This is a genomic window from Thermostichus sp. MS-CIW-23 (assembly GCF_054059455.1).
In genome coordinates, this window is sequence record NZ_JBSSCC010000059.1 from 1 (window position 1) to 11,354 (window position 11,354).

Genomic DNA, 11,354 nt, shown 5'->3' on the forward strand with positions numbered 1-11,354 from the left:
TCTCGTTTTGACAAATTGGCCAGGAACTTCTTGAGTTTTCTCTATCTCGTCAGTGCTCTCTTTTGGCTCAAATGAAAGATCAACACAACCTAAAAAGATAATGGTATAGCATGCAGGGATCCATGTATCCCGACGCTAACCCTGCGGGTAGAGCGCGGGGCTTGTTGCCCCCGCACCCCCGTTGGTTAAACATTAGGTTGCCCAGGAAAGGGATCCCAGCGGCACTCACGTTGTATTATTGGCTACTTCAGCCGGCAGGTCGAGCCTCTTTTGGGGAATCGGGCTAGATTGGATCCCACTGTTGATTTCTGCTGTCCACTTCTAGGGTTCTGGCGGCATGAGTTCTCCGGCCATCCAGTGGTATCCCGGCCATATTGCCAAGGCAATTGGCCAGTTGCGGGAAGAGTTGCAGCGGGTGGATGCAGTCATCGAGGTGTTGGATGCGCGGATCCCGTTGGCCAGTCGTCATCCTGAGCTGGGCCGGTGGCTGGGGGAAAAACCTCGCCTCCTGGCTCTGAACAGGGCGGACTGCATTGAGGCTGGGGATCTGAAAGCTTGGCAGGAGTATTTTTTACGGCAAGGGATCCCTGTCTATCCCACCAATGGCCGCTCAGGAGAAGGGGTGAATCGCCTCAAGCAGGCGGTCTTGCACTTGGGGCAATCGGTCAACACGCGGCGTCAACAGCGGGGCATGCGACCGCGGGCCGTTCGGGCGGTGGTGGTGGGCTTTCCCAATGTGGGCAAATCTGCTTTGCTGAATCGACTGTTGGGGCGGCGGGCAGCTGAGAGCGCAGCACGTCCTGGGGTGACGCGGCAACTGCGGTGGGTGCGGCTGGGGGGAGAGTTGGATCTGTTGGACTCGCCGGGCATCCTACCGCCCTCTCTGCCGGATCAACAGGCGGCCTCTCTATTGGCCATCTGCGATGACATCGGCGAAGCGGCCTACGATCCCGAACGGGTGGCGGCCCACTTTTTGGATCAAGTGCTGAGGGTGCAGCCCCAAGCCCGATCTCTCCTACAAAGGCGCTACGGTTGGCCGGATCCGATCCCTCCCGGTGGTGCTGCAGTGCAGGAGTTGGCCGAGCGGCGGTATCAAGGGGATCCCCAGCGGGCGGCACGGCAAGTTCTCAACGACTACCGCAAGGGCTTGCTGGGGCCGCTGGCCTTGGAACTCCCTCCCAAGGCTTGAGCCCCTTAGAAGAAATCACGAAAGAAAGTCACGTTGTTGCTATGGGCAGGGGAACCGCAACGCTGTCGCGATAGGCCGCTGTGGGAACTTGCTCACCTCAATGTGCAGGCGCTCCAGTAGGGGAATAGCAGCGGGCATAGAAAAAGCTTGGGCCGAAGTAAGCCGAGGGCAAATAGCGGATCCCCCACAAGCGCTAGGTAGTGATACGCTGTTTATCAGGTTAGATCCGGAGCGGAGCCATCGCAATGCTGAAATGCACCACTCGCCACGTCCACATTTTTGCCGGTGAAGTTACTGCAGACAACAACTTCGTGCCCCGCGACGACCTGTTTACCCTCGATGTGGATCCGGACAACGAGCTGGTCTGGACTGATGCTGCCCTGCAAAAGGTCTATGCCCGTTTCGAAGAGTTGGTGGAAGAATACCGGGGGCGAGACTTGACCGAGTACAATATCCGCCGCATTGGGTCTGACCTGGAACATTTCATCCGCTCCCTGCTCAAGCAAGGGGAGATCGCCTATAACCTGCAGGGGCGTGCCCCCAACTTCAGCATGGGCTTTCCCCAGATCCCTGCTGAAGAAATTGTCGGCCAATACATCCCCAAGGGCTAGCTCTTTGCCGGTTCTGGACAGAGTTTTTGATTGTTCTGCATCTAAGGCTTTTACCCATCTGATTGTCGGAGCGTTTCCCCATGTCTGGAGAACCCACCCCCGAGGCCGCTGCTGCCGAGAAACCCGCTGAAGCTGCCAAGCCTGCTGCTGAGGATTCCCCCAAAGCCGCTGCGAAAAAAGTTGCTAAGGAAGAAAAGCCCTTCGAGCAACAGATCACGGAAGAGGTGATCCCGGCAGCCATTGCGGCTTTTCAAAAGCGCGGAGTCAGCGATCTGGAGCTGCGCCTGGAAGGCAAGACGCTGGTCGGCGCGTTTGCAGGAGGCAAGAAGCAATTTAGCGTGCTGTTTGCTGAGGGATCCTTGAATGGCCGCAAGTTCTTCCGCTGTACCACCGAAGGATCCCCGGCCAGCACCATCGAGTCTTTTATGATCGACGAGCGGCGCGTGGATGTCAACCTATTCGTGTTTTATTTGGTGCAGCGCCTTTACGCTCAGCAGTGGTATTGAGTTCGCGTGACCTTGAAGGATCCCTGGCTACCCCTAGCCGGAGAGAGTAAGCCTGCTCGCAAGAGACGAGGGGAGGTGCAGCCGGCTGCAGTTACCGTAAAGCCAGGATCCATCCGGCCATGTTCTTTGGCATGCCCACGATCCCAGAACGGGCACCTTGGCTGCCGCCTTCCCGGAAGATGAGCTGCGCACTTGGCTCGAAGAACGGTACCGCCCCAGCGGGATCAGCCGTTCATAGTCGCGTTTCAGGTTAGGGTGAGAGGCCTGGGCTACTGATCGCGCCAGCGGGACGGAGTCCTTGAAAAGCCTTCTGGCCTTGTGCATTATCGCTTCGCAACGCTGACGCGACCAACGTTTTGAGTGGGGGTGCAGGGCCCTAGTTTGAATCAAATGACCCTAATTCCGTAGAGAGCTGCTCCCGTAGATCAGGTTCCCCGGCAAACGGTGCAGCTGGGGCTCGAACCCGGTCGGCCCAGAGGTTGTTCCCCAGTGCAGGGATCCCTTGCCGCTGCGAGGGATGTTCTGTCGGGGCCAAAAACGATTATCGTTTTGTGAAGAAAGGTAAGGCTCTGCTACAGGAGATCTCGAAATGTACATCGTGCAGATTGCGTCTGAATGTGCCCCGGTCATCAAGGCGGGGGGACTGGGGGATGTGGTGTACGGCCTCAGCCGCGAGCTGGAGGTGCGGGGCCACTGTGTCGAGCTGGTTTTGCCCAAGTACGACACGATGCGCTACGACCAGATCTGGGGTTTGCACGACGCCTATCGCGATCTCTGGGTGCCCTGGTACGGGGGAGCCATTCACTGCTCGGTGTACTGCGGCTGGGTGCATGGCCGCCTTTGCTTTTTTATTGAGCCCCACTCGGGCGATAACTTCTTCAATCGCGGGTGTTATTACGGCTGCCCGGATGACAACATGCGTTTTGCTTTTTTCAGCAAGGCGGCTCTAGAGTTTCTCCTACAAAGCAACAAGCGCCCCGACATCATCCATTGCCACGACTGGCAGACAGGGTTGGTACCGGTGCTGCTGTTCGAGATTTACAAGTACCACGGCATGGGAAACCAGCGGGTGTGCTACACCATTCACAACTTCAAACACCAAGGCTTTGGCGGCCCAGAGATTCTTTGGGCTACCGGCCTCAACCGCGAACCCTATTACTTCCACTACGACCGTTTGCGCGATAACTTCAACCCCTTTTCTCTCAACTTTATGAAGGGGGGAATTGTTTTTTCCAACTTTGTCACTACGGTCTCTCCCAATCACGCGCTGGAGGTGCAATTTGGCGACTACGGCTATGGACTTGGCCATACCCTCTACTTGCACCGGCACAAGTTTCGCGGCGTTTTGAATGGCATCGATTACGACATTTGGAACCCGGAGATCGACCGCTTTATCCCCGTGCGCTACACTGCTCAAACGCTGGAAAATAAAGCTAAAAACAAAAAAGCTCTGCGGGATCGGCTGCTACTGCAGGATGTTGACAAGCCTATCGTGGCCTATATCGGGCGATTGGACGAGCAAAAGGGCGTGCATTTGGTGCATCATGCCATCTACCGCTCCCTGTTCAAAAATGCCCAATTTGTTCTGCTGGGATCCGCTACGGAGCGAGGGATCGGCGCTTGGTTTGCCCACGAGAAAAGCTACCTCAACAACAACCCCGATGTTCACATTGAGTTGGGCTTTAACGAAGAACTTTCCCACCTTATCTATGCGGGGGCAGACATCATCGTAGTGCCCAGCCACTACGAACCCTGTGGACTCACTCAGATGATTGGCTTGAAGTATGGCACAGTTCCGGTGGTGAGAGGAGTGGGTGGCCTGGTGGATACCGTCTTCGACCGCGACTACGATCCCCACAAATTGCCCGAGCAACGCAACGGCTACGTCTTTTATCACACAGATCCAGCTGCTTTGGAGTCGGCTCTGGATCGGGCCATCGACCTTTGGTACACCGCTCCTGACCAGTTCCGTCAACTGCAGATTCAAGGCATGAGCTACGACTACTCCTGGAACTATCCTGGCAAGGAGTATCTGGAGATCTACGACTTCATTCGTCACCGCTGAGCCCAACAGCGATCCCCAGCGATCCCAGCTCTTGACCCCAAGGACGAAATGCTGGACGATAGGTAGCAATCTTGGGCTTAACCTTCTCTACAGATTTGCTGCTGAGAAGGGTAAGTCTGCTCCGTTATCTTTCCCTGTCTGTAAGGATCCCCGGCTGCCATGGGTTATCTCGCCTTGGTACTCCACGCGCACCTGCCGTTTGTGCGCCACCCTGAGCAAGACTTTGTGCTGGAGGAAGAATGGCTCTACGAAGCCATCACGGAGACCTATGTGCCGCTGCTGCACATGTTCGAGGGGCTACAGCGAGATGGCATCGACTTTCGCTTCACCATGTCCCTGACGCCGCCCTTGGTGTCGATGCTGCGGGATCCCTTGCTGCAGGAGCGCTACGACCACTACCTAACCAAATTGGAAGAGCTGGCCCAGCTGGAGTACGACAAAAACGCCACCAACGGCCACATTCGCTACCTGGCGGAGCACTACATCAAGCAGTTTGCCATGGTGCGGGATCTCTGGGAGCGCTACGACCGGGATCTGGTGCGGGCCTTTCGACAGTTTCAAGACAGCGGCAACCTGGAGATCATCACCTGTGGGGCTACCCACGGCTACCTGCCCTTGATGCAGATGTACCCGCAGGCAGTCTGGGCGCAGTTGATTGTAGCTTGTGAGCACTACAACGAACACTTTGGCCAGTGGCCGCGGGGGATCTGGCTGCCGGAATGCGCCTATTACCAAGGGCTGGAGCGGATGATCGCCGATGCCGGCCTGCGCTACATGATCACCGACGCCCATGGTCTTCTCTACGCCAAGCCCCGGCCTCGTTACGGCATGTACGCCCCTATTTTTACCGAGACCGGCGTCGCCGTTTTCGGGCGGGATCACGAGTCTTCGCAGCAGGTGTGGTCGGCAGAGGTGGGCTATCCAGGGGATCCGGTTTACCGCGAGTTCTACAAAGACCTAGGGTATGAGGCCGACTACGAGTACATCAAGCCTTACATCATGCCCAACGGCCAGCGGAAAAACACCGGCATCAAGTACCACCGCATCACCGGGCGCAACCTGGACCTGGGGCAAAAGCAGCTTTACGACCCCTATTGGGCGCGGGAGAAAGCGGCAGAGCATGCGGGCAACTTTATGTTCAACCGCCAGCGGCAAATCGAATATTTGTACAGCGTCATGGGCCGCCCGCCGCTGGTGGTGGCCCCCTACGATGCGGAGTTGTTCGGCCACTGGTGGTACGAGGGCCCTTGGTTTTTGGATTTTCTCATCCGCAAGAGCTACTTCGACCAAAACACCTACCGCATGACTCACCTGGCGGAGTACCTGCGGGAGAACCCCACCCAGCAGGTGTGCAAACCTGCCCAGTCCAGTTGGGGGGCGCGCGGCTTCCACGAGTACTGGCTCAACCCCACCAACGCCTGGATCTACCCCCACCTGCACAAAGCCACCGAGCGGATGATCGAGCTGAGCCGTCGCGAGCCTGCCGATGACCTAGAATGGCGGGCCTTGAACCAGGCGGCGCGAGAATTGCTACTGGCTCAATCTTCCGACTGGGCTTTCATCATGCGCACGGGGACGATGGTTCCCTACGCGGTGCGCCGCACCAAGTCTCATCTGCTGCGCTTCAATCACCTCTACGAAAAGATCAAAGAAGGCCAGTTTCGGCGAGAAAAAGCCACCCCTGAAGAGGAGCAGTGGCTGGCCAAGGTGGAATACATGGACAACATCTTCCCCAATCTCAACTACCGGGTTTACCGACCCCTCTAAGCCGGTTGGGCAGGTCTGGAGGGTGCCTGCTTCCGACCGCCAGAGACACCAGAGGCAGAAGTTTCCGGCTACCCTCCTTGAGGGGATCGAACTACCCCAGGGCAGGAGGGATCCTCCGTTCGTTGCGCTGATCCCAACCTTCCTCTCCTTTTGGGAAAGGGGCAGGAGTCGCTCGTGTTGGCCTCGCAGAGCGCTCAGGGAGCGTTTTAATCTGGCTTGTTCAGTAGCCCCGATATCCCCGAAGACTCCCTGCTGCTGGGGCCCGCGTTCCCCAGCCGAAGGGTCAGGCCGTCGGTTCTAGAGCTTGGTGCCGCACTCGGCGCAAAACTTGTGCAGGGTGGGGTTTTTGGTGCCGCAATTGGGGCAGTAGATCAGCTCGGCGGCTTGTTCCAGTTGCCGCTTCTCCGGCAGCCCGATCATCTGATAGTTAGCTTTGCCGGCAGGCACCATCGGGTAGCAGTTTTCATCCCGCTTGACCACAAAGTCGGCCACTACCGGCCCCTCGTGCCTGAGGATCTCTTGGATGGCATCTTCCAGTTGATCGGGGTGATCGACGCGGATCCCTTTTACCCCAAAAGCCTCGGCTAGCTTGACAAAATCCGGCATTCCGGGAGACATGTCCGAGTGGGAGTAGCGCTCGCCGTGGAAGGCCTGCTGCCACTGCCGCACCATGCCCTGCCAGCCGTTGTTGATGATGGCCACTTTGGTGGCAATGCCGTACTGAGCCACTGTGCCCAGCTCTTGCATGTTCATCTGGAAGCTGGCATCGCCACTGATGCAGATGACTTCTTCGTGAGGCAGGGCTACCTTGACTCCCATCGCCGCGGGGAACCCGTAGCCCATGGTGCCCAGCCCAGAACTGGAGATCCATTGGCGCGGCCCGTTGCGCAGAAACTGCGCCGCCCACATCTGATGCTGGCCAACATCGGTGGTGTAGTAGGCGTGGGGAGCATGACGACGAAAGGCATCGATCACCTGTTGGGGGGCAATCACGCCTTCGTAGCTGGGCACCTGCAGGGGATAGTCCCGCTTCCAGCGCTCGATCCGATCCAGCCAGGCCTGAGTTAGGCCTGGAGTAGAAGGCATTTTGCTCAGTTGAGCCAGCATCTCCACCAGAACAGTGCGCACATCCCCTACAATCGGCACATCGGGCGCACGGTTTTTGCCCACCTCGGCTGGGTCGATGTCGATGTGAATGACTTTGGCGTGCTTGGCAAATTCATCTAGCTTGCCGGTTACGCGATCGTCAAAGCGGGCCCCCACCGCAATGAGCAGGTCGCACTCGGTGACGGCGAAGTTGGCATAGGCCGTGCCGTGCATGCCCAGCATCCCCACCGACAGGGGATCGTTCTCATCGAAAGCCCCTTTGCCCATGAGGGTGGTGGTTACCGGGATCCGATAGGTGTGGGCCAGCTCGGCAATTTCGGCGTGGGCACCGGAGATGATCGCTCCACCTCCCACATACAGCAAGGGCCGCTTGGCCTGCAGGATCAGCTTGGCCGCTGTGTGGATTTGCCGTGGGTTGCCACGCACGGTGGGCTTGTAGCCGGGGATGTTGATCTCGCTGACGGGTTGATAGTCAAACTCTTCCAGGCCCACATCTTTGGGGATGTCGATCAGCACCGGCCCGGGCCGCCCTGTCCCGGCAATGTGAAAAGCCTCCGCCACGATCCGAGACATTTGGCGCGGATCCCGTACCACGTAGGAGTGCTTCACAATGGGCAGGGTGATGCCAAAGATGTCCGTCTCCTGGAAGCCGTCGGTGCCAATCAGATGGCGAGGTACCTGCCCAGTGATGACCACCATGGGTACAGAGTCCATCATGGCGTTGGCGATGCCCGTCACCAGGTTGGTCGCCCCTGGGCCAGAGGTAGCAAAACACACCCCCACCTTGCCAGTGGCGCGAGCATATCCGTCGGCGGCGTGGGCAGCCGCTTGTTCGTGGCGTACCAGGTAATGTTTGAGCAGCCCCTGAGACTCGGCTTTGTACAGCTCGTCGTAGATGGGGAGGATGGCTCCCCCCGGATAGCCAAAGATGTGTTGCACCCCATGCCGGTGCAGGCTGTCCACCAACGCATATCCACCAGTCGCCACGGTGTCTCCTCCCCACTGAGATGACCGAACGTCAAACGCCCGCTCTCAGGAGCGCCAGCGCAGACAGGGTACTGGCCAGAAGTTGGCCAACTTTGTATTCAATTCTACAGTCTAGCAGTGGTTTGCTTTGGAATCGCTTAGACTTTCACGGTCGGCTAAAGTAACACTGGGGATCCCTGGGGATCCTCGCCGGAGTGTTGAGAGTGCCCTATCCATGACTGGAGAGCCAACCCCCATTGACCCCGGGCCGGAGCGGTCTCAGGGCAGCTTGCTGCTAGCTGTGCCCATCCTCGGATCCCCGCACAGTGCTGTGGGATCCCGACAGTGGCTGGTATGGGGAGCGCTGGGGATCTTTCTGGTGGGTCTGGGGTTGCGCCTGTGGCGGCTGGACGAGTTCCCGGCACCTGTGTTCGATGAGGTGTACTTCCCGGAGTTTGCCCAGAACTACCTGGATGGCAAGCCTTTTTACGATGTGCATCCCCCCTTGGGCAAGTACTTCATTGCCCTTAGCATTCAGGTGTTTGGCCGCAACGAGTGGGGATTCCGCTTCGCCACTGCTTTTTGCGGATCCCTGATCCCTCTGTTGCTGACCGGTTTAGCCTACCGCCTCACCTACCACGTGGGCTTTGCTCTGTTGAGCGGGGTTTTGCTGCTGACCGATGGGGTGTTTCTGGTGGAATCCCGCTTTGGCCTGATCAACGTGTATCTGGTAGCCTTTGGGCTGGCAGCGACCATTCTGTTGCTGAGAGGTCTAGAAGACCAAGGTTGGCGACGGGCTGCTCACTTTGCTTGCTCCGGGATCCTGTTGGGGGCGGCAGCTTCGGTGAAGTGGAATGGCCTCTGGTTTGCCTTCATGTTTGCTCTGTTGGGGATCCTCGTCTGGGGGGTGGTCTGGCTGCGCCCGCAGTGGATCCCACGGTTGGGCATTTTGAGCCAGATTCGTCATCTGCGCTGGTGGCACTATGTGTTTTGCTTCATCCTCGCTCCGCTGGCCTTTTATGCCATTCAGTGGATCCCGCACCTGCAGCTGAATCCCCAACAGGGACTAACTCTGGATTGGAGCTGGACGGGCATCCAGAATTATTTCCGATCCCTGGTGCTCATCAACCAATCCATCTACGGCGGCCACATGGCAGCCCACCTGGTGGTGAACGAAGAGACCCCTGTTCACCCCTACTGCTCCACCAGCTTGCGATCCCTGGTGGCTTGGTTCCCGGCTTTGCGTCCTTGGCTGACTACGCCCTTGGCCTCGGCAGGAGCTTGGTCCTGGCCAATTCTGGGCCGCCCCGTGGCCTACTACTTCGGCAGTCAGGGCAACCTCTGGCAAGCTGTTCATGGCGTGGGCAATCCTTGGCTGTGGTGGCTGGGGACGGGATCCATCTTGGTGCTCGTCTGGCGGGGGATCCGCCGCTTTCACGGTCTCGAAGCCTTCATTTTGATTGGCTATGCGGCCAATTACCTGCCTTGGTTTAGGGTCAGCCGCTGCGTTTTTATCTACCACTACATGAGCGCTCTGGCGTTTAGCACCCTAGCCCTGGCTTGGTTGGTGCTGCTGGGCTGGCAGAGCTATCGCCGCTTTTGGCGCGGGGCGAGCATCACGGCGGTGGCCTTGGTTTTGGCGTCCTTTGTCTTCTTTTTCCCCGTTTGGCTTGGCCTGCCCCTCAGTCCAAGCGGATTCTACGCCCGCATGTGGTTTCGCTCTAGCCCGGTGCCGCTGTTCTGTTTCAGCCCCCAATCCTGCCAACAGCCCCCGCTGCACCTGCCGCCCATCCCCGGCTTGAACTGGATCTAAGGGAGGCATGGTAAGCTTTGTGAAGTTTGTTTCGTGAAATGCGGCGCTCCGTTACCGAAAGATGGAGCGAGGTTCGCGAAACCCTTGTGGTGGAGGTAGTGGAAACGTCATGGCCCGATCTTGCCCGAGTTCTGCCAACTCTCCCCGCCGTCCACTGGCTTATTCAGAGCAAGCTGTCCCGGTTGGGGTGATCGGGGTAGGCAACATGGGCCAGCACCACACCCGCGTGTTTAGCCTGATGAAGGATGTGCGGGTCGTGGGGGTAGCGGATATCAACGTGGAACGGGGATTGGATGTGGCCAGCCGCCACCGCGTTCATTTTTATGAGGACTACCGCGATCTGCTGCCCCATGTAGCTGCCGTGGCCATTGCCGTGCCGACGGTTCTGCACCACGAGGTGGGTATGGCCTGCCTGGAGGCCGGGGTACATGTGCTGATCGAAAAGCCCATCGCTGCCAGCATCAGCGAAGCAGAATCGCTGGTGAACCGAGCTGCCGATTGCAATTGTATTTTGCAGGTGGGGCACATCGAGCGCTTCAGCCCTGTTTTCCAAAAGCTGGGCCAAGTCTTGCAAAGTGAAGAACCTCTGGCTTTCGAGGCTCACCGTCTCAGCCCCTATTCCGACCGCGCCAGCGATGTGTCGGTGGTATTCGACTTGATGATCCACGACATCGATCTGTTGCTGGAGCTGATCCCATCTCCCGTGACCCAGATTACCGCCAGCGGCAACCGCATCTCCAAGCTGGGCTACCTGGACTACGTCACGGCTACTCTCACTTTTGCCAACGGTGCCATCGCCACCCTCACTGCCAGCAAGGTCACCCACCGCAAGGTGCGCAAAATTGCCGTCCACTGCAAGAATGCCTTGGTAGAAGCAGATTTTCTACACAATGAGATCTCGGTGTACCGCCAGGGATCCGTCGGCAGCACCAGCGACTACGGCCAAATGCCCTACCAGCGGGATTGTTTGATTGAGAAAGTCCACACCGACAATATCGACAAGCTGCATGCCGAACTGGAGCACTTCATCAATTGCGTGCGGGGGGGCAACCAACCTTCTGTGGGTGGGGAACAGGCCCTGAAAGCATTGAGGCTGGCCTCGGAGGTAGAGCGGATTGCTTTGGATGGATGTGCCTGGAGCGAAGCCAAGCCCCGCCGTAGTCTCCTATCCTAGTCTTTAACGCAAGCCCCAGATGGGGGCAGAGCCCTGTTGTTGGCCCATAGCCATTCCAGCATCAGCTAGAAATCGCAGGAGCCCCGCACTGTACCCGTAGGGTCAGTGTCGGGAGGAATGCGGAAGTTACGATAGAACCATGACCCAAGTCCTGAC

The 11,354-nt window shown here is 58.2% G+C and carries 7 protein-coding genes and 1 pseudogene; 7 read left to right on the plus strand and 1 reads right to left on the minus strand.

The features are described from left to right. Window positions 1-337: 337 nt before the first annotated feature. From ylqF to ACVW0B_RS13585, 5 genes are all read left to right on the plus strand, one after another. Entirely contained in the window at window positions 338-1,189 is an 852-nt protein-coding gene (gene ylqF, locus ACVW0B_RS13565; RefSeq protein WP_457491928.1) for a ribosome biogenesis GTPase YlqF, read from the plus strand. A 245-nt stretch (window positions 1,190-1,434) separates the two neighbouring features. Then, the gene (locus tag ACVW0B_RS13570; protein WP_011432289.1) at window positions 1,435-1,800 is read left to right on the plus strand and encodes an NAD(P)H-quinone oxidoreductase subunit M; all 366 of its coding nucleotides are present in this window, start codon (window positions 1,435-1,437) and stop codon (window positions 1,798-1,800) included. Window positions 1,801-1,880: 80 nt separating this feature from the next. Next, window positions 1,881-2,306 (plus strand): DUF2996 domain-containing protein, encoded by a 426-nt coding sequence (locus ACVW0B_RS13575; RefSeq protein WP_011432290.1) that lies wholly within the window; start codon window positions 1,881-1,883, stop codon window positions 2,304-2,306. Between the two features lie 589 nt (window positions 2,307-2,895). Next, on the plus strand, window positions 2,896-4,371 hold the full coding sequence (gene glgA / locus ACVW0B_RS13580; protein ID WP_011432291.1) for a glycogen synthase GlgA: 1,476 nt from the start codon (window positions 2,896-2,898) through the stop codon (window positions 4,369-4,371). Window positions 4,372-4,530: 159 nt separating this feature from the next. Then, window positions 4,531-6,138, plus strand: coding sequence for a glycoside hydrolase family 57 protein (locus tag ACVW0B_RS13585; RefSeq protein WP_457491929.1), 1,608 nt, complete (start codon window positions 4,531-4,533; stop codon window positions 6,136-6,138). A 297-nt stretch (window positions 6,139-6,435) separates the two neighbouring features. Here the strand turns inward: ACVW0B_RS13585 and ilvB are convergent. Further along, window positions 6,436-8,235, minus strand: a pseudogene (ilvB, locus tag ACVW0B_RS13590) (biosynthetic-type acetolactate synthase large subunit); the annotation flags it as partial. A gap of 211 nt (window positions 8,236-8,446) precedes the next feature. Between ilvB and ACVW0B_RS13595 the strand changes: the two are divergent. Beyond that, window positions 8,447-10,024, plus strand: a complete 1,578-nt coding sequence (locus tag ACVW0B_RS13595; RefSeq protein WP_457491930.1) for a phospholipid carrier-dependent glycosyltransferase — start codon at window positions 8,447-8,449, stop codon at window positions 10,022-10,024. Between the two features lie 109 nt (window positions 10,025-10,133). Further along, window positions 10,134-11,198, plus strand: a complete 1,065-nt coding sequence (locus ACVW0B_RS13600; protein WP_011432295.1) for a Gfo/Idh/MocA family protein — start codon at window positions 10,134-10,136, stop codon at window positions 11,196-11,198. Window positions 11,199-11,354: the final 156 nt, after the last annotated feature.

What these genes read in the sequence shown, in the direction of transcription:
- ylqF (WP_457491928.1), top strand. Translation starts at nt 338, where the DNA reads ATGAGTTCTCCGGCCATCCAGTGGTATCCCGGCCATATTGCCAAGGCA.
- ACVW0B_RS13570 (WP_011432289.1), top strand. Translation starts at nt 1,435, where the DNA reads ATGCTGAAATGCACCACTCGCCACGTCCACATTTTTGCCGGTGAAGTT.
- ACVW0B_RS13575 (WP_011432290.1), top strand. Translation starts at nt 1,881, where the DNA reads ATGTCTGGAGAACCCACCCCCGAGGCCGCTGCTGCCGAGAAACCCGCT.
- glgA (WP_011432291.1), top strand. Translation starts at nt 2,896, where the DNA reads ATGTACATCGTGCAGATTGCGTCTGAATGTGCCCCGGTCATCAAGGCG.
- ACVW0B_RS13585 (WP_457491929.1), top strand. Translation starts at nt 4,531, where the DNA reads ATGGGTTATCTCGCCTTGGTACTCCACGCGCACCTGCCGTTTGTGCGC.
- ACVW0B_RS13595 (WP_457491930.1), top strand. Translation starts at nt 8,447, where the DNA reads ATGACTGGAGAGCCAACCCCCATTGACCCCGGGCCGGAGCGGTCTCAG.
- ACVW0B_RS13600 (WP_011432295.1), top strand. Translation starts at nt 10,134, where the DNA reads ATGGCCCGATCTTGCCCGAGTTCTGCCAACTCTCCCCGCCGTCCACTG.